Below are 17924 nucleotides of genomic sequence, written 5' to 3' on the forward strand. Positions count from 1 at the left end.
ATGGAAACTGATATTGAAACCACTTCCCGGTTTGAGGAATACTACATGAACCAGATGCAGATACTGGTCAATGTCATCGATGCCAACAACATATTTGCCGAAGTGGCGCGTGCAGGTGGCAAGACGGAAGGTATCACCGGCCCACGTATCATCCGTGTGGCCAATGACATGCCAGGCGAGCTGTCGTTTCTGGTACATAAGACCTACGTTGCCCTGATGACGAACGTATGGCCCAACCTTCAGGCTTATTTCTCCAGGGAAGTCACCGTAGGTGGGAAGGTACGTTCCATGCTGGAGTATGGCATCGATTATGTGGTGGGCGAAAATAAGCTCCCTTCTCATTTCCGCAAGCCCCGATATCCCATATCCTACCCCAAACACAGTGTCGTTTTCCGGGATGGCCATCACATCCAGTTGGTAAGCTCGGACCAGCCGGAGTCCGTTGCCGGACGCTCTGCCGTCCACGCCATCATTGAAGAGATGAAACACAACAAAGGGGAGAAATTGAAAACCCGCTTGTTCCCTTCCCTCCGTGGTGCCAGTGCCGAAATACGCCGGTCACCTTATTACCAAGGAATCACGGGCGTATCCGATACCGCGCGTGTGGACCTCGGCGAAGATGACTGGTTCGAGGAATATGAGAAGAATATGGATACGAAACTGATGGGGGAAATATCTACAGTTGCGCTTCATGTAAATGCAGCTATCTATCAGAAATACAAACTTATAAATTCCCAACGGGAAACTACAAATCCCGTTACCCTTGAACGTATCCGTCTTGAAATCATCAGGCAGAATCGCATCATATCTTTATGGCAGCCCCGCCTGGCGGACATGCGCCGTAACACCACGTTGTACGTCCGTGCCAGTTCCTTCTGCAACAAGGATATTCTCGGTCCGAAGTTCTTCAAGACGCAGCTTGAGACCTTGGATATGGACGAATTCCTCACTTCCATCTGCGCTATCCGCCATAAGGAGGTTATCAATAAGTTCTTCGCCAACTACAACAAGGAGAAACATCAGTATTCAGACAGCTATATTTATGAATCCATTCTACGACTTGACCTGCGGGAACATTTTCTACTCACAGCCCGCTATTTGAAGCACTACAACAAGCGTGACGAGCTACTGGTAGGATATGACCCCGGCCACTTTTCCAGCCTTGTTGTCGGGCAGGAAAAGGAATACGGCCGTCAGCTCCGTATTATAAAGGAACTCTATTGCTGTTACCCGGATGAACAGCCCGAACTCGCCCGTCAGTTCTATGAGTTTTTCGGTGCTGATTCCCTGAATAAGCGTATCATTCTCTACCCTGACCGTGCCGGGAACAAACGCCGTGAGGAACTGGAACAGATAACCACCGACAGCCGTGCCTTGAAGCGTGAGTTGGAAAGTTATGGCTTTGAGGTGGAACTGATGAACGAAGGGCAGGCCACCGTCTACCATTGGCAGCAGTTCAAGTTGTTGCTTCTTATGTTTGGAGGCCGGAGCAATGCCTTGCCGGAAATTTTAATAGACGAAAACGAGTGCAGGAACCTTTGTAGTGCCATTATGCTGTCACCGTTGAAAAAAACGGAAGGCCGCATCGAGCTGGACAAATCTTCGGAAAAGAAAGTGCCTCTCAAGAACCAGGCCGGGCTGACAACGCAGCTTCCCAGTGCCTTGATTTATCTTCTTTTCGGGCGTTATGGAAACAAAGTGTTGAGTGAATTATCGTCCATGCCGGACAATTTACCTGATAATTTGGCTATATAACGGCTGTTTTTCACTATAAAAATAGTCAGTATAGATACAATAATGGTATCGTTTGACATTAAAACAAACGCTTTTTGTTTGGAAACCAAACTTTTATGCTTTTGAAAAAGGAAAGCGTTTTCTTCGTGAGGCGTTGTTCAGCACGCACCGCTGAGTTTTGGAGTTGCAAGGCATTCTTCGAGGTTCCTCGGAAATATGACGGAGGGGGCTTTCCGTCCTTTTTCCCGCAGTAGAAACCTGCTACTTTCGGGCATGGAAATGACAATGACCGGTATTCAAGCGATGCAATGGGCCAAAGAGATATCAAAACTGCCTGACGGCTGCTTTACCATTGCCTTCTTCCCGTGTTCCAGGCATAAGGGGGAGGCATCAGCCACATTGACAGTTAAAGAAGGATGCAGATGGCGTACTCAACTGCCTGAAGAAAGATTCAGTATAGACAGTGACAACTTCTTTCTGTTTACAGATGCAGACGGGGAACCCAAGATGTGCTACCGTATTCTCATCAGGTACATGGGCTTTCCTCAAGATGGTTTCAAACTTCATAAAATAGATTGGTTATGAGTAAAAGCAATCTCAAAATGGTAGGCAACTTCGGTTGCTATCTTGACGATGACAATGTAATATCTTTCCAGATTGGAGACAGACCGATGGCTTCAGTCCTGGAACCAGATCCGATGTTCCCCCTGAGTGGAGGAAGTCTTCCGGATACGCAGTGGCAGAGCATCCAGGGATTCCAGGTGTGCAGCCGTGGCTCCAACAACATGAAATGCGAGGAAGTCGCGTCCGACATAAAGAAGAACCGGCTTCTGCCGAGATTGATTACCAAGCAGGTCAACATGCTGTATGGTCATGGGCTTGCCGTGTACAAGCCGGCAATCGTGGACGGGAAACTTCAGAAACAGTGGGTTGACTGTCCGGAAATCATGGACTGGCTCAACAGTTGGGAACAGCGCGGTCTTGAATCGGGTTATAAGGAAGTGGCGAAGTCAATCATCAAGAACTACTACTATTTCAGGGACTGTTTCGTAAAGTGGCGCTTCACAAAGGGAAAAGCAAGAGGGACGATGCCCGTTGCCGGCCTTGAAGCCATGGAGAACAGACATTGCAGGCTGGCCACCACCAAGAAGGATGTGGCGACAGATGTTGTCTACTACCGGGATTTCCGCTACATTGCCGTAGGGCGTTGGGGGTATGGCACCTCCAGTTTCCGCATCTATCCGAAGTTTTCCTTTTCGGAGCTTGCCAATTACAGATTTGCGGCCATTTCCCATCACCGGGAAAAATCCGTGGATGAGTTCTACGGTGTGAACGAAACCCATGCCGGTACCAGGTCCTACATCAAGGGTTCCAACGATACGGCTGATTATATCAACTCCTTTTTACGTAATTCGCTTGCCGCCAAGATACACATTGTCATCCCCAATGCCTGGCTTGAGTCCAAGAGGATCCAGATAACCAAACTCTGCGACGAGAATAAACGGCGCAAGAAGAACAATGAGGAAGAACTGATGTACAATGGCATCGTGATTGGTTCGGAATTCAAGGAATCCACCCTGATAAAGTATCTGCAGTCTGAACTACGTAAGATATCCCGCTATCTGTCCGGTGCAGACAACCAGGGTAAGGCATATGCGACAATCAGCTTCAAGAACAGCCAGGGCGAAGAGGAACGCTGGAAGATAGAGACGGTTGATTTGAAATACAAGGAATATATCGATGCCTTGATATCCTATGACAAACGTGCCGATGAGGTGCTGCTGTCAAGCGTGGGACTTGACTCCTCCATATCCAGTGTCAGCAAGGACGGAGTCATATCCAAATCAGGAGCCGATGCGTATTACAACTATCTGATATACATAATGTCACTGACATCGGAAGACGAAATCTGCTCCGAACCGTTCAATATGGCCATACAGATAAACTTTCCCCATTTATACAGCCAGGGGTACCGTCTTGGATTCTATCGCGAAGTCCCGGCACGCCAGGAAGATGTTTCACCTCAAAACAGACTAAATCAGCAACAGTCATGAGAATATTGGAAGAACTGTTTACCACCATTTCGGAATTCCGGAAGTATGCTCCCTATGCAGAGAGCAATGTCACTTTCGACCAGCTCAATTCGTCTGCCATTTCTGCAAAAAAGCAGATGGTTATCATCCTTACCAAAGATGTCTACACCGATCTGACGGCAGACGAGGGCGAACTGAAGGAGGCCCTGCGTCTTGCGATGGCCAATCTTACCATGGCCAAACAGCTCATTTTTGATGTTGTATCCAAACGTAAGGATGATGTCGATATATACAAGCATGAGCAGGAAAGCATGCGCAGGTCGTATATCGAGAACTATTATAATGCCATGGATACTGTCATCCAGTTGCTTGACAACAGTCAAACTGTACCTTCCTGGAAGGAAACGAGATACAAGAAGATGCTTGATGTTCTTAAAATAAAGAGTACGGAGGAATTCGACATGCTGTATACGATAGACATGTCCTATCTGTTTTTTTTCCGGACTATACCGATCCAGAGCGAAGCGCTGGATGACGGGATATCGGCCTATTTTGAGCGGGCAGAGAAAAAGGAAGAGGTACTGCGTCTCCTCAAACGATGCCTCGCCAAGCAGACCATAGCCATTGCCCTGCGGCGATTTGACATTATAGAGTTTCCACCGACAATAAGAAGTCTGTTTGACGAGTCTAAGGCAAGCAGGTCTGGGAAGGATGAGCAAGCCCGCATGCTTGAGTTGTCCGCTTCTCTGCTTGAAGAGGTGAAGCGGGAACTGGCCAATATAGATCTGCTTTTGTCAACGGACAGTTCCGGCTCTGTAGATACGAACACATCCTTTAACCGTCCGGACGACATAATAATGCTGATGCCATGTTGACAATAGATTTTATAGCAAAAGGAATGCAATACAGCATCCCCAATTCCTGGGATGGATTAACTCCTTATCACTTCCAAGCACTCATGCGTGATATACAAAGGTTTGCGGAGGGAAAAATATCCGTCGGCATGGTTCGTGTGAATTATGTTTGCCGGATTATGGGATGGAATCTTCAAAAAATAAGGAATACGGATGGATGGGCAAATGTGGCCTGGCTTGCAGAGCAGGTGACATTTCCCTTCACAATTGTCTATCCGGATAATGATGCAGCACTCCAAGAACTGGATTCTGAAACATACAGACTCTGTAAGAAGATACCACCACACCGGTTGCATGGAATAACCATATCCAGGTATCTGGACAGACTGGACTACAAATATGCAGTCGACTCATGTTTCTGCAAACAATTGGTTCCGGCGATACATCTTGAGGATGAAACTTTTTTTGCCTATAATATAGAAACCATGTTCAACCGTCTTACTTGCTCGCTTACGGCACTCCAGTTCATTGAGGCACGTGGTCTCCTTGTATGTCCGAAAGAGCAGCTTCCGTTATTGGCCGCTATCCTTTACTATCCGGACCGGTATTCATCTGCCGGAGCGCATAAGTTGGCACAGAAGTTCACTGGGCTGCCGATGGATGAGCTTATTCCCATAGCCTTCAATTTTCAGGCCTTCATCAATTATCTGTTTACCAAAACTGAGTTCAAGTTGCTTACAGAACTTGAGGAGACCAAAGTTTCTGCCATTTCCACGGGTGCACTTGAGTCTCTGTACAACTTGAGTTCAGACGGGTTTGGGGATATTGAAACCATCGAACACATGAATGTCATCCAGTATTTGACCATCCTCCGGAAAAAAATTATTGATACGGTGCGCAGCCTGCATGCGGCCAAAATGGATAAAGCGGATATTGCGAGAGAAACCAGACTTCCAATTCACATAATAAATGAAATCCTATGATACTTGATTTACTCAGATATTTTGCCCGTTTTCCCCAAAAGGAAGGGGTTGTCTCCATGTTCGCCAACGGCTCAAGTGACTTTGTCCAATATGCGGAACTGCTTGGGCATGTCAAAAAACTCCCGGAACCGATAATGCCCGAACTTGAGAATCTCGTTTTCGGGCAGTCATACGATTACGTAAAGAAGCGCGTCGATAATATTACCGGCAACTATCTGTTCGTGGATTTCGGAGAATTCACATCAAGCCGTGACACACACAACTCCATTCTTGACAGCCAGAAACTTGCAGCTACCATAGCCATGAAAGTTTCGGATTCCGCAGACATGGTTGAGACGGCCATTGCCTCGGAAATGACCTTGTCTCTCCTTGCGGCACTTCGGAAAAGGCTTATTCTCGATTCACGGTCTGAGGATTTACCATGGCTTGATAAGATATCGGAGAATCATGACATTATCCCTTTTGTCTCATCCGAATTCAAATCCATAGGTTGGACACTCATGTTCAGTTCTGCAGCAACCGATTTATTCAATGTCAAACCATCCCTTAGTGAGTAGCAAATATCGGGCCATTAAATGGTTCAGAAACTTTTTGTTCATGTTGTTTATTTCCATCCTGGCTGTGGGCTGTCGAAGTTCGCGGTCAGGAGCTACTCCTGATTACTCTTTTCCGTCATCCCTACCACGAAAAATAATCATTTTTTACTCAAGCTAAACAAAGCTAATACACTGATAATAAACAAGATATTACTACGTTATGCGCGTTAATAGTGTTACCTTAGCTGTACGAAAAATAAAGGATAAAACATTATGAACGAACAAGTTACAAACATTCTTAACCAGAGCATAACAAAGACGGCAAAGATACAGCAGCTCCTTCTTTTAGGTCTGACCCGCCGCCAGGTAGCCGATTTGGTAACAAACGGAAATTACGGTTTCGTGCAGAACGTATATAAGAAAATGCTGGAAGCCGGAAGATTCGGCCAGCAACCGGCCATCGCAGCCTGCCCCGAATTGGACTATACTTTCAACAGACGTTTCGGCATCGAGATAGAGGCATATAACTGCGAAAAGGGAGTTCTTGCCCGTGAACTTCGTGAGGCCGGAATTGCAGTTGCAGTGGAAGGTTACAACCATAACACCCGCGACCATTGGAAGCTGGTTACAGACAGAAGTCTTAGAGGGAACGATACTTTCGAGCTGGTAAGCCCGATACTTGAAGGGGAAGCCGGATTGCAGGAACTTCAGAAGGTATGCTGGGTGCTCGATTATTGCAATGTGAAGGTGAACGACAGCTGCGGCCTTCATATACACATGGACGCTGCAGACTTTACCATTGAAACCTGGCGCAACCTTGCAATAACTTACCGCCGCCTCGAACCGGTAATCGACTCCTTTATGCCGGGTACCCGCCGGAACAACAGATATTGCAAATGCCTTACCGGAATTTCGGAACGCAGCATAACGGAGGCAGAGAACATCATGCAGCTACGTTCAGCCTTCGGAAACGACCGCTACCACAAATTGAACCTTGAGGCTTACGCACGCCACCGCACAGTTGAATTTCGCCAGCATTCGGGTACCACCAATTTCACAAAGATGGAAAATTGGATACGGTTTGCCGCCAACATGATTACCTTTGCAAAACATGGCATGGTGAATTCGGGATGCCCGCTTTCAAATATCCCCTTTCTGACAGCCGACCAAAAAGTATTTTTCAAATTGAGAACCAAAAAATTAGCATAATATGATGACAACTTACACTTTGCAGGATGGCGGTATAATTGCCGCCTCCTGCCCTGCAGACTTTGTAACCAAACTCCGTGAAAGCAGCCGTTTCGACAGCGAATGTACTGACCAGGAGTATATGTACCATTTCGCCGACCGTTTCCATGACCAGACGGGGCATGTAGTCCGAGCTGATACCCCGGAGCATTTTTTGGAGGATTTGCTTTCCAACGGGTATATGAAAGTAGAATAATCCCCTCCAAACAAAAGAAGGCTTCCAACTTGTGTGAAAGCCTTCTTTATATTGATGTGGTCGGTAGAACGAAAAATCCCCGTAGCGGTTCATACTACGGGGATAAGTTGTCATAAAACGTCTCTCAAGATATGGAGAGTGAACCTAATTGTTTGCTTATATCCTGGAGAGCGAAGTTGAATGTCTCCAAATCCTTTTTGCTGAGCGTATAAACTTTACCCCTAACTTTGCTGCCATTGATACGTTGGCTAAGCCATGCGGTACTTTTACCGAAATACTTCTTGGCAATGTATCCCAATGGAATGATTTCCGTATAGGGAGCTATTTGTTGCTTCAATGTGATATAGTTGTTCAATTCTTCAGCTTCTGATGAAACCTCCTTGTAGCCATTGATTAGGAAATCGGCTATTGCATCAACATCTTTTTGATCTGTGTATTTACTGGTTATTTCATCAGAGAGAGCAACATATTTCTCCATGGCATCCGGTGTGCCGGAGTGAGCGATTTCATGCAATTTCTTCAAATCATCTTTAAGTGCCATAAGCTTATTGTTTTGTGCTCCCCTTATGGGGAGCTTGTTTAACTTCATTTTTCCAATTCTTTCAAAACCTTTTCTAAAAGTGCTATCTGTTTGTCTGTTTCCAGTTTTGCATCCAAGAGTTCATCCATCTTCTGCCTACTCATTTGGTTTCCTGCATTCTTGAAAGTGTGTTCATACATTTTAGATAACAATTTTAACTGGGTAAGCTTTGCAACCAGTTGCATTTTTGTTTCTTTTTCCATATCTCTTTGTTTTAATGACAATGCAAATATACATAAATATTTCTTTATGCACAAATTCCATAAAGAAAATATTATGTATTTCTTCTTTATTGAACAAAAATGCATTTTCTGCACATGAAAATTTTAACATGTGCAGAAATGGGGTATATTTGCACTTATAACTTAATATTCATACTGTATGAAAAAGGCACTTTTATTATTTGTGCTGATGAGCTTGACCTTATTCACTCATGCACAAGAGAACAATTACGAAGAACTAAAATTTTTCAAAGTGATTCAATCCGAAAATAATGCAGACAAAAATAGCCTATACGCTGCACTACGTAGTTTTATGGCTATTTATTATGCTAATTCCCAAAATGTTATTCAAATGGATGATAAAGACGCAGGAATTCTTATAGGGAAAGCTACATCTGTATTCGATTCTCCCAGTATGATGCTTTCTGCGTATGAAGGATGGTTAGACTATAATTTAAAGTTGCAAGCACGTGATGGACGGGTAAGAGTAGAAGTTTCTCATTTTTTTCATCATAACAAACCAGGAAATCAGAAAAAAGCACAATTAGGAGTTCTTACTAAGGCAGATGAATATACTGATAAAGGTATGCAAAAGAAGTATCACAATAAAGTATGGTTAATGCTGAAAGAACAAGCGGCTAAAATCAGTTCTGATATTTTTGTTAATGTTGAAAAGGTTATAAAAGAAGGAGCCACTATTCAAAGCGAAGATGATAATTGGTAAGTTACTTATATAGGGTAATACAAGTATTTATATATTTAAGAGCTGACGAAATATTGCAATATTTCGTCAGCTTTCTTTTTTATTTCAAAAAAAAATCCCATATTTGCAGTGCCAAATAAAACGATAGTATCATCTATCCCGTTGCGTCCGGTAGACGCTCAATACGAAATTGGGCTTTTTTTATGTCCATCGATTTGCTTAAACATTAAGTATTTAGCAAATTCATATACGAAACTTACGGCTGTCTTTTCCATTTTCGGACCCTTCGGGAATACGAATCGTTTTGTTTGGCGACTTTAACGGGAAAATGACAGCCGTTCGTGTATTCGAGAACTTGCCATTAATGCCAAACAAAACGATTCGTATATGAAAAATCAAATTTCCGGCACTCTCAACGTGCCTGCCTCCGGCATCCCTACCGTGGGCGAATCCGTTAACGCTCTTACCGAGCAAGTCAATAACCTCCAGCGCCGTTACTACCGTGCTTTGGCTCCCGACTGCGAAGTCAAGACCGAAGCAGACCGCTGGTACTTCCGCGCCATCGTATGGGCATGTGCCGGGATGGTGTTCCCACCATTGGTTGTGGTCACTGCATTGTGCGTTTATAAGGCAAAGAAGTGCCAGAAAGGAGGTGCCAAATGAACCGTATCAAGTCTATAACACAAAAAGACATTTATGTTCAAGCCGAACGTCTTTGCACAGGAACTGAAACAAGTGAGTATAAATATTGCCTTGCTTATTATGGCAACTTTGTGATGTGTGACATCTCTGCGGAGGATGCCCGTGAAATCATTTCCTGCCTGCAGCATGCGCTTGATGTTAATGAGAAAGGAGGACAAAATGAAAAATAAAGAGCAAGAACAGAAAATTACCGATATCAGTATCCATATAGCATCCTTGTCCGCATCGTTCAAACCAGCTCCAGATGCACGCCATGCCACCCACTGGTTCACTACGGATGAAGTCTACGACGCCATTCGCCGTATTGATCCTGGAGCGCAAATTAGTAAGGAGCAGGTTCATCAAGCCATGCTTGATGCCGGTTATAAATACCAGAACCGTCCTGGTTCATCAGGACTGGACTTCCGGTGGATGCTCCAAGCGAGAAACTAAATACTACTGTCATATAGGGGGTAATTGTTCGTGATGAATAGTTGCCCCTTCGTTTTATGTCCTTTCCGTACCCCCTCCCCTATTCTATCTTCGCTGGAAATAACAGTGAATATGATTACAGACCAGCTTATCAGAGAACGTTTTGTCCATGATATAATGTCTCAAGGCATCAACCTTATTTATGAGACACAAGAAAAAGTTGTGCGTACATATCTCAACTCACAGTCCGGTGACCTGGTGGCACATCTTCAGAAACGTCCGTTCATTGCCCAGGAATCAGATACGGAACAAGCCTATTATCTGCGTATATTCCCATATCTCCGCTTCCTTGACATCCATTACCGCCGTGGAGCCAGTGACCGTATTTCCCGTCATATTCGCCGTAATCTTGCTCTTTATAACCGGGTGGTCTGGGGAGTGCTGTATCATGAGACATTCCCGGAAATAAAGTACGGTTTCACGGAAGAAGTTCGTACCAATATTCGCAAGGAACTGGAGCAGGCACTTCAATACGAAAATACTTCAAATTGGTAACATTATGGCAAAAAAGCATTTATCCGAAGACGAAATCAAACTCATAATCTCAGGTGACAGTTCCAAGCTTCAGGAAGAGCTGCATACACTGACCAAGGAAACCAAGGCTTTGAAAAAGGAAGAGGCCGAACGCCGCAAGGCTATGGTGGAGCTCGAAGCCCAAGGCAAAAAGAACACGAAAGACTATCAGAACCTTGCGAAAGAGTGCAAAGACTATACTGCCAAAATTTCCAAAAACAATGAGAAAATAAGTCTGCTGACCCGTAACTTGAAAGTCAACGATCTCACCATGAGACAGCTCAAGAAAGAAGCTAAGGAGCTTTCCGCTGCTTTGGATGATATGACTGAATCTGCGAATCCGGAAGAATATGCCAAGCTCAATACCCGTCTCAGAGAAGTCCGTGCCCGTATGAGCGAGTTACGCAGCGCAGGTAACAACATGAACAATGAGTTCGGCAACAGCGTGAATTGGATGTCCAAGTTAAAAATGGCAGCCAAGGCTTTCATTGCCGTTAAGGTTGTCGGATGGCTTAAGGATGTCCATAGCCAGGCATACGAGACACGCAAGGAATTCGCCAAATACGAGGCAGTCCTTCGGAATACTTTCCAGTCGCAGAAGAAGGCCAATGATGCCATGAAGATGCTTCAGCAATTGGCAGCAGACACCCCATCGTCCTTGCAGGAATGGACTGAAGCATATATCAAGCTTGTTAATCGTGGGGTCAAGCCTACCAGCCAGGAGCTTGTCAACATGGGAGACCTTGCCGCTTCCCAAGGAAAGTCCGTCGATCAGCTCATTGAGGCTATACTTGATGCGATGACCGGGGAGAACGAACGTCTGAAGGAGTTCGGTATCAAGGCTTCCAAATCCGGGGAGACTACAAAGTTCTCTTTCCGGGGAGTGACTACCGAAGTGCGCAATTCTGAGGATGCCATCAAGGATTATCTTCTTTCTCTCGGTCGTGTCGACGGCATTGCCGGTTCCATGGCCGTGCAGATGCAGGAACTTGAAGGAATCCAGTCCAACCTTGGAGACACAATGGATGTCTTTTTCAATAAAGTGGGGAAAAAGCTGGAGCCGTTCTGGAAATCCATGTTGAAGTATGCCAATGGATTCTTCACTAAACTTGGGGAAATGTTCACCACTTATACGGAAACCTACGAGAACCATTTCGACAAGATGGTGCAGCTTGAGAGCGCATTGCCGGGACTGTTGAACCGATACGAGGAACTGACCGGCAAGTCCTCCCGTTCCGCTGAGGAACAGAAAGAGTTGGCCAATGTCATAGCCCAGATAAGGAACATGGTACCTGGCGCAGCGACAGCATTCGACCAGTACGGGAATGCCATCGAAATTTCAGGCGAAAAGGTGGAGGAATTCCTTAAGAAACAAAGGGCGCTGCTAAAGTTTGAGAATCAGAAAGCCATCCGGGAAACAACAGAGCAATTGGAAGAATACCGCCAGGCATATAAGAATCTGTTGGAACAGCAGAAACAAGGTGGAAGGACTGTTTTCCAGAACAACGGTATGTTTGCCGCACCGACAGCATACATCAATACGGAAGCTCTTCCGCAAATAGAGCAGGATATAAAAAAGTATGGTGACCTCATTCTGGGTGCCGAAGAGAAATTGAAACAACTGAACGGCCAGACTATTGAAGAAACCGTCAAGAACCAGCAGAAGCTTGCAGAAGTACGCCAGAACTTCAACAAGATGGAGAAGGTTCAGTTGCAAGCCTGGATAAAGAACAATAAGGATGCAGCCGGTGAGTATGTAGAAATAGCCCAGGAAATATACAACAAACGTTTCCCGGCAGAGGACTCTGACGCGACCAGGAAGAAGGCTGAAAAGGCTGCCAAAGAAGCAAAGTCGGCTGCTGAAAAAGAGCAGAAAGCAAAAGTCTCTACGGAGCAGGAAGCCGCCAAGTCTCTTGAAGCATTAAGGGAGGAAGAACTGCAATCCCAACAGAAATGGTATAATGAATCGTTTGCCGCTCTTTCAGCTTTTCTGGCATCAGGAAAAATGAGTAAGGAACAAAATGAAATGCTGGTACTCGAACTTGAAAAATCGTATGCGGAAAATAGGCTCATCATAGAACAGTCTTATTATGAGGACGCCATATCCATGGCCATTTCCAATGCAGAAACCAAGGAAAATCTCGTCCGGAAGTCCAATCAACGTGTCATTGATGCGGAGAAGGCGGCGAATGCCAAGCGTGCTTCACTGCAGGAAAAGCTGAATACACTTGTCAAGGACTTCAAATCAGAGTTCAAGATTACTACAGTTGATGAAGACTATGCCGCGCAACTCAAGGTTCTTGAGGCATCCTACCAGGCGCGTAAGGAAATGGCTGAGAAAAACAATCTTGATACGACAGAATTGGACAGTGCCTACCTTAGAGCTAAGGAACAACTTGAATCCGAACATCAACAACGCATCCAGTCCATTCGTGACCAGTATGGCTTATCTACACAGCAGGAACGGTTCAATGCGGAACTGGAACAGCTCAGGCTCGCACGTGAACAGCAGTTTCTGACTGAGGAACAATATGAGCAAGCCGTCCAGAACCTCAAACGGGACAGTTATAAAAAGCAGTTTGACTATTATTCCAGTCTGTTTTCCGGAGCCATTCAAGCATTGCAGCAAGCGGAAATGGACCAGGTCGATGCAAAATATGATGCGGAAATTGAGGCAGCCCAAGGTAATACGGAAGAAGTGGAACGTCTGGAAAACGAAAAGGCCCAGAAAAAGCTTGATATACAGAAAAAATATGCGGACGTGAATTTTGCAATCAAGGCATCACAAATCATCGCAGACACAGCTGTGTCAATCATGAAAGCATATGCAGATTTGGGACCGATTGCGGGTTCAATCGCAGCAGCCCTTATGGGCGTGACCGGAGCCGCACAATTGGCCAGTGCCAAAGCTGAACGGGATAAAATCAAAAATATGACTCTTTCCGGCAGTAATTCCGGCAGTTCCGGTACCGGCGCACGCGTTGCCACCGGTCGCCAGTCCGGAGGCAAGATTGATGTCCGGCGCGCCCAGGATGGAAAGCTCTTTCCCGATGCCGACTACGACCCTGATGCACGGGGATTCATTGACCGTCCTACTGTCATAGTAGGTGAAGGGCCTTCCGGACAATCCAAAGAATGGGTGGCCAGCAATGCAGCTGTAAGCAACCCTACCGTCGCACCGATACTTGACATACTGGACAAGTCCCAGCAGGCCGGTACCATAAGGACACTTGACCTTAACCAGGCAATCCGTGCTCGAATGGCCGGTTATTCATCCGGTGGCTCCATTGATGCCCAGAAATCTGCAGTGCCGGTACCGCCTGCGCCATCAGGAACCTCTCTGCCTCCAAGACTGATGGAACGCCTGGCCAATGCAATCATCCGTATTGATGAAGAAGGCATCCCGGCATCCGTCACTCTATCTGAACTTGAACGCAAGCAGGAATTGCGGAACCGTTCGCGTAAAATAGGAAGTAAATAACATTTCATCATGAAAATAGTACATTCTTCAGGAAAAGCCTATCAACTGATACCTGACACGCAAATTGAAATCGAACGTCCGAATCTGTTCTTCAATGATTATGGTGAGCAGTCACTTCCGGTGGATCTCCCGGATACAGACCTGAACCGGGAACTGACCGGTTACCCCGATATGGTGGCCAACCGTAAAAAGCCGCAGACAGACATCACATGCAGCATCCGAGACGGTGACTACTGTGTGACCGCCCGGCAAGCCATACTCGGTGCCAAGCGGAAAGAGAAGATAACGACGACATTCTACATGAACGAGGGCAGTTTCCTTTCGCGCATCGAGAAAGTTGCCGTACCGGCCGTTTTCGGCAGCGAGACCGTACCCGGAGTAGAAACCGTAGAGCAGGGCATCAGCTGGTGCCGTTCGTTGCTCGACAACACCAATCCGCATTTCACCCTCTTCCCCGTCATCATCGAGCTGGACGGGGAAAAACGCGGAGTGAACGTCACCTGCGTAATGGACGAGAATGGAAGGCCGATGCAGGTCCGTCCCAGAGTCACAAGGAAACAAGGCTTATACAACTCATATGCCCGTACAGAGAAGGTGGACAGCCGTATAATCACACTTGATCCCGGTTACTACATTACGCCCTTCATCCGTGCCACCTACCTACTGGAACGTATCTTTTCCTATTTCGGCTATACCTTGCAACCGAATTTTTTCACCGAGACCGAGCCTTTCAAAAGCATGGTGTTCATCAACAATACTGCCGATGCGCTGGTGAACGGCACCATCCTGCTGGCCCACCTGGTGCCCGACTGCCTATGCTCCACCCTGCTCGAAGTTTTCCGCAAGAAGTTCTGTTGCGAGTTTGTTCCAGACGAAGTGGCCAAGACCGTCCGCATAGAGTTTTTCAAAGACATGATAGCCGCACGCAACCCGACAGACTTGACGGCTTGTCTGGCCGGACAACCGGAAATCAATTACGAGACAGCCCGTCAGCTGAAGCTATCGTCAAAGAGCTCCCTCAGCAATGGAAGCACTCTTGACAGCACCACCGAGCTGGAGCGCAAATACCCCACGGCCTACTATGACATGGCATCCGGCAGATACGTAAGGATGGGCTATGGCAGGGAGGGCGTCATCAGGGTAGTGTCCGACGGAAACCTGCCGTTCTATGCCGGAGAAGAAGGACTGGATGACTATGAAGTGGAGGTGCCCGACAGTCAGTTCTGTTTCGACAGCCTAATGTTTTTCGTGCAGGGCACTATCAACGGAAGAGAATACGGGAATTCCGTAACTGCCCCCTATATCGGAGAAGGAAGGATGCTCAACAGTACTATCCGGGTAGCGGACGAAAGTACGAAAAGTGAGGAAAGTGAGGAAACGACAAGCGATCCCTACCTGACCGAAACCTCCCATGACCAGAATCCCATGCTGGCTTTCGCCTTGAGTAACAGTACCGGACTGCCCGTCGGGGCAAACCACGATGCCGCGCGTGGCTACTCCCTTCTGTACAACGGCCCTATCGGTATCTATGAAAAATTCTGGCGAGACTTCGACACCTTGCTGCGCAATGCCCTGCACAAGGTAACAGTTCCGCTACTGATGACGAACACAATGAAGCAAGCCCTCCCCGTCTACCGGAAAGTGGCACTGGGCGGTTCGGAATACCTCATCGACGTGCTGAAGTACACTCTCGGAGGCAACAATATGCCAATGGATACAACGTTGCTCACTACGCAGCTCCAGGAGCCCGTAACCATGGCCATGGACGAGAGCGAACGGATGAAGATGCCTGCCTACAAGTGGAAGGTAAACTGTACGCTATCCGAAATGACGGAAGACGAATGGACAGCAGCAGGCTTCGAGGCGGGCGCGTTGGTGGACATGACCATCGTTTATCTTGCACCGCCCACCGAGAAACAGTATGCCGCAGGCGGACAGTACCACAAGCGGACGGACTACTACAGCTATATGTATTATCCGCGCCGGGGAGAAGGTGAAATCTGTTATAGAAGAGTGTCCGTTTACATGACTCCCCAATTGATTACAGATTAAGGCGGTTGATGATGCGTTGTCCTTTCTGCATGCAATCAATCCACATAAATTCGCACCAAAAACAGAAAGTATAATGAATATCATCCAACAGCCCGACATGCTGTCGCTCTCGATGAACCTGAAGAATTTCATCATCGGCTCTTCCCGGCAGACGACATTCACTCTGAAGGCCGGCGACAAAGAACTGGTGTCCCAGGTATATGCTCCTGACGAAAACGGAGTGATGGAGATAGATATACATGAAATTGTACACTCGTTTCTGTCATACAGCTTGAAAGACATCGGAGAGGTATATCAGCAAACCAACCTGGTTGCCGATTTCACAGCAGTCATCGACTCCACTGAAATCACCTTTCGCGTTATCCGCTCTGGAGTGGACCGCTTGACTGACTCCGCCACCAATTTCCTGACACAGAATTTCCTCACCTGGCAGCCGAATGTAAAGCCGGTCACTTATTATTCTCCGGAGTTCCTGACCTACTATGCTGTGGTTGCCGGTACAGTCAAACTCCGCGCATACTTTACTGATGAGTCTGGAACTGTTAAATCTCAGACTGATTATACTGTTACAGAATTGATGCCAGGTATAGCTTATACCATGCCTCTACAATACTCTGTCGTTGCGGGATGGCTGGAACATAAATTACCTGCATATTACGATGTATGGGTTGAGGGCACATCCGGACAACGCCTCACATATATCCAGCGGTATTATGCTGAGAACATGAAGTCGGAGCAGGAACAGTGGATATTGTTTGAAAACTCTTTGGGAGGTGTCGATACATTCCGAGCATATGGTAACACTGTATTCAATGGCGAACACACGCATAATATTGCTGAAATTGACGAAATTTTTTCAGAATACCGTGTAGACACGGAGAGGAAGTTTCAAAAAAATACTGGTTACCTGAATGGAGATGAGCGCAAATGGCTGCTTGATTTCTTCCCGTCAAATGGCAAGTATCTGTACGCCGGTAATTATTTGCGCCGGATAGTTGTAACAGACAGCAATGTCAGCTATACAGACCGCGAACTTCCAAGCAATTATACGTTCACATTCAAGTATGCCGACGCTCGTCCATTACTAAATCTTCCCCGAACCGATGTCCCTACAGACGTTCTCAACATTACCGTACCTGAAGTCGGTTCTTTTACAGTGCCCCCTCGGCTTGCTGAATTTCCCCGCTTACCACTTTCCGAGGGGGCCTTATTTCCCATACAAAATCCATATTCAGAGGAATGGTCAACTACTAATGTAGCTGCAATTGGGTATTACCTCGCAGACTTTTTTTCTCGCATATTTGGTTCTGGCGGTGGTGTCGGTCATAAACATCGTAACTATGATTTGCTTGAATTGCTTTCATATATTGAAGATTATCTGCTGGTAAATGGTCAAAAGATAAAGGCTGGCTATGCGGATAAAGCTGGTTCTGTTGAGGGAATGGAGGATATTTTTCTTCACAAAAACAAGGCTGATGGTACTCCTTTTCCGATTACCTTCGGAGATTGTGCCAAGTTCGGCGAATTCCTCACCGGCATTTCCGGAGGGTGTATCGATAAGAATGGCATCCTTGAAATGGAAGAGGGCATTTTCCGCAAGCGTGTGTTTTTTCCGGA

17 protein-coding genes and 1 pseudogene are annotated in these 17924 nt (G+C 46.4%); 16 read left to right on the forward strand and 2 right to left on the reverse strand.

The window, feature by feature from the left end; all coding sequences use genetic code 11:
* The 8 genes from DWY57_RS08285 to DWY57_RS08320 all read left to right on the forward strand — a co-directional run bounded on the left by DWY57_RS08285 (position 1) and on the right by DWY57_RS08320 (position 7584).
* Positions 1-1755 carry a hypothetical protein gene (locus tag DWY57_RS08285; RefSeq protein WP_119961595.1) on the forward strand — a complete coding sequence of 585 codons (1755 nt, stop codon included), beginning with the start codon at positions 1-3 and terminating at the stop codon, positions 1753-1755.
* 252 nt (positions 1756-2007) lie between these two features.
* On the forward strand, positions 2008-2319 hold the full coding sequence (locus tag DWY57_RS08290) for a hypothetical protein (RefSeq protein ID WP_044467557.1): 312 nt from the start codon (positions 2008-2010) through the stop codon (positions 2317-2319).
* The gene (locus DWY57_RS08295) at positions 2316-3788 is read left to right on the forward strand and encodes a hypothetical protein (protein ID WP_119961577.1); all 1473 of its coding nucleotides are present in this window, start codon (positions 2316-2318) and stop codon (positions 3786-3788) included. Before DWY57_RS08290 ends, DWY57_RS08295 begins: the two co-directional genes overlap by 4 nt.
* Positions 3785-4642: a hypothetical protein gene (locus DWY57_RS08300; RefSeq protein WP_119961578.1), complete on the forward strand. Its 858-nt coding sequence runs from the start codon at positions 3785-3787 to the stop codon at positions 4640-4642. The genes DWY57_RS08295 and DWY57_RS08300 overlap by 4 nt, the downstream gene beginning before the upstream one ends.
* Complete coding sequence (locus DWY57_RS08305) at positions 4636-5604, forward strand: hypothetical protein (protein ID WP_119961579.1); 969 nt, start codon at positions 4636-4638, stop codon at positions 5602-5604. Before DWY57_RS08300 ends, DWY57_RS08305 begins: the two co-directional genes overlap by 7 nt.
* Positions 5601-6161: a hypothetical protein gene (locus tag DWY57_RS08310; protein WP_119961580.1), complete on the forward strand. Its 561-nt coding sequence runs from the start codon at positions 5601-5603 to the stop codon at positions 6159-6161. The genes DWY57_RS08305 and DWY57_RS08310 overlap by 4 nt, the downstream gene beginning before the upstream one ends.
* Positions 6162-6413: 252 nt before the next feature.
* Positions 6414-7349 (forward strand): amidoligase family protein, encoded by a 936-nt coding sequence (locus DWY57_RS08315; protein WP_119961581.1) that lies wholly within the window; start codon positions 6414-6416, stop codon positions 7347-7349.
* Position 7350: 1 nt separating this feature from the next.
* Positions 7351-7584: a hypothetical protein gene (locus DWY57_RS08320; RefSeq protein WP_044467563.1), complete on the forward strand. Its 234-nt coding sequence runs from the start codon at positions 7351-7353 to the stop codon at positions 7582-7584.
* Positions 7585-7708: 124 nt separating this feature from the next.
* Here DWY57_RS08320 and DWY57_RS08325 read toward each other — a convergent pair whose 3' ends face one another.
* A complete protein-coding gene (locus DWY57_RS08325; protein WP_044467566.1) occupies positions 7709-8125 on the reverse strand; it encodes a DUF5053 domain-containing protein in 417 nt (138 codons plus the stop codon).
* 44 nt (positions 8126-8169) lie between these two features.
* Entirely contained in the window at positions 8170-8367 is a 198-nt protein-coding gene (locus tag DWY57_RS20720; RefSeq protein WP_117599675.1) for a hypothetical protein, read from the reverse strand.
* A 178-nt stretch (positions 8368-8545) separates the two neighbouring features.
* On the opposite strand from DWY57_RS20720, the gene DWY57_RS08335 reads away from it, so the two are divergent.
* From DWY57_RS08335 to DWY57_RS08370, 8 genes and pseudogenes are all read left to right on the forward strand, one after another.
* Positions 8546-9109, forward strand: a complete 564-nt coding sequence (locus DWY57_RS08335) for a DUF4468 domain-containing protein (protein WP_118358100.1) — start codon at positions 8546-8548, stop codon at positions 9107-9109.
* Between the two features lie 366 nt (positions 9110-9475).
* Positions 9476-9751 (forward strand): hypothetical protein, encoded by a 276-nt coding sequence (locus DWY57_RS08340; protein ID WP_117599674.1) that lies wholly within the window; start codon positions 9476-9478, stop codon positions 9749-9751.
* Positions 9748-9960, forward strand: coding sequence for a hypothetical protein (locus tag DWY57_RS08345; RefSeq protein WP_119957856.1), 213 nt, complete (start codon positions 9748-9750; stop codon positions 9958-9960). The genes DWY57_RS08340 and DWY57_RS08345 overlap by 4 nt, the downstream gene beginning before the upstream one ends.
* Positions 9950-10222, forward strand: a complete 273-nt coding sequence (locus tag DWY57_RS08350; protein ID WP_119961583.1) for a 5-formyltetrahydrofolate cyclo-ligase — start codon at positions 9950-9952, stop codon at positions 10220-10222. Before DWY57_RS08345 ends, DWY57_RS08350 begins: the two co-directional genes overlap by 11 nt.
* Positions 10223-10333: 111 nt before the next feature.
* Entirely contained in the window at positions 10334-10756 is a 423-nt protein-coding gene (locus DWY57_RS08355; protein ID WP_119961584.1) for a hypothetical protein, read from the forward strand.
* A 4-nt stretch (positions 10757-10760) separates the two neighbouring features.
* Entirely contained in the window at positions 10761-14255 is a 3495-nt protein-coding gene (locus tag DWY57_RS08360) for a hypothetical protein (RefSeq protein ID WP_119961585.1), read from the forward strand.
* 9 nt (positions 14256-14264) lie between these two features.
* The gene (locus tag DWY57_RS08365; protein WP_119961586.1) at positions 14265-16307 is read left to right on the forward strand and encodes a hypothetical protein; all 2043 of its coding nucleotides are present in this window, start codon (positions 14265-14267) and stop codon (positions 16305-16307) included.
* 73 nt (positions 16308-16380) lie between these two features.
* Positions 16381-17924: pseudogene (locus tag DWY57_RS08370) on the forward strand (hypothetical protein); the annotation flags it as partial.

The organism is Bacteroides sp. AF25-5LB, assembly GCF_003602965.1.
In the GTDB taxonomy this organism is placed as follows: Bacteria; Bacteroidota; Bacteroidia; order Bacteroidales; family Bacteroidaceae; genus Bacteroides; species Bacteroides uniformis.

Excerpts from the sequence above, each read along its gene's own strand:
- DWY57_RS20720 (WP_117599675.1), bottom strand. The coding sequence starts at position 8,367 with ATGGAAAAAGAAACAAAAATGCAACTGGTTGCAAAGCTTACCCAGTTA.
- DWY57_RS08315 (WP_119961581.1), top strand. The coding sequence starts at position 6,414 with ATGAACGAACAAGTTACAAACATTCTTAACCAGAGCATAACAAAGACG.
- DWY57_RS08325 (WP_044467566.1), bottom strand. The coding sequence starts at position 8,125 with ATGGCACTTAAAGATGATTTGAAGAAATTGCATGAAATCGCTCACTCC.
- DWY57_RS08290 (WP_044467557.1), top strand. The coding sequence starts at position 2,008 with ATGGAAATGACAATGACCGGTATTCAAGCGATGCAATGGGCCAAAGAG.
- DWY57_RS08340 (WP_117599674.1), top strand. The coding sequence starts at position 9,476 with ATGAAAAATCAAATTTCCGGCACTCTCAACGTGCCTGCCTCCGGCATC.
- DWY57_RS08355 (WP_119961584.1), top strand. The coding sequence starts at position 10,334 with ATGATTACAGACCAGCTTATCAGAGAACGTTTTGTCCATGATATAATG.
- DWY57_RS08345 (WP_119957856.1), top strand. The coding sequence starts at position 9,748 with ATGAACCGTATCAAGTCTATAACACAAAAAGACATTTATGTTCAAGCC.
- DWY57_RS08300 (WP_119961578.1), top strand. The coding sequence starts at position 3,785 with ATGAGAATATTGGAAGAACTGTTTACCACCATTTCGGAATTCCGGAAG.
- DWY57_RS08310 (WP_119961580.1), top strand. The coding sequence starts at position 5,601 with ATGATACTTGATTTACTCAGATATTTTGCCCGTTTTCCCCAAAAGGAA.
- DWY57_RS08285 (WP_119961595.1), top strand. The coding sequence starts at position 1 with ATGGAAACTGATATTGAAACCACTTCCCGGTTTGAGGAATACTACATG.
- DWY57_RS08305 (WP_119961579.1), top strand. The coding sequence starts at position 4,636 with ATGTTGACAATAGATTTTATAGCAAAAGGAATGCAATACAGCATCCCC.
- DWY57_RS08320 (WP_044467563.1), top strand. The coding sequence starts at position 7,351 with ATGATGACAACTTACACTTTGCAGGATGGCGGTATAATTGCCGCCTCC.
- DWY57_RS08335 (WP_118358100.1), top strand. The coding sequence starts at position 8,546 with ATGAAAAAGGCACTTTTATTATTTGTGCTGATGAGCTTGACCTTATTC.
- DWY57_RS08350 (WP_119961583.1), top strand. The coding sequence starts at position 9,950 with ATGAAAAATAAAGAGCAAGAACAGAAAATTACCGATATCAGTATCCAT.
- DWY57_RS08295 (WP_119961577.1), top strand. The coding sequence starts at position 2,316 with ATGAGTAAAAGCAATCTCAAAATGGTAGGCAACTTCGGTTGCTATCTT.
- DWY57_RS08360 (WP_119961585.1), top strand. The coding sequence starts at position 10,761 with ATGGCAAAAAAGCATTTATCCGAAGACGAAATCAAACTCATAATCTCA.
- DWY57_RS08365 (WP_119961586.1), top strand. The coding sequence starts at position 14,265 with ATGAAAATAGTACATTCTTCAGGAAAAGCCTATCAACTGATACCTGAC.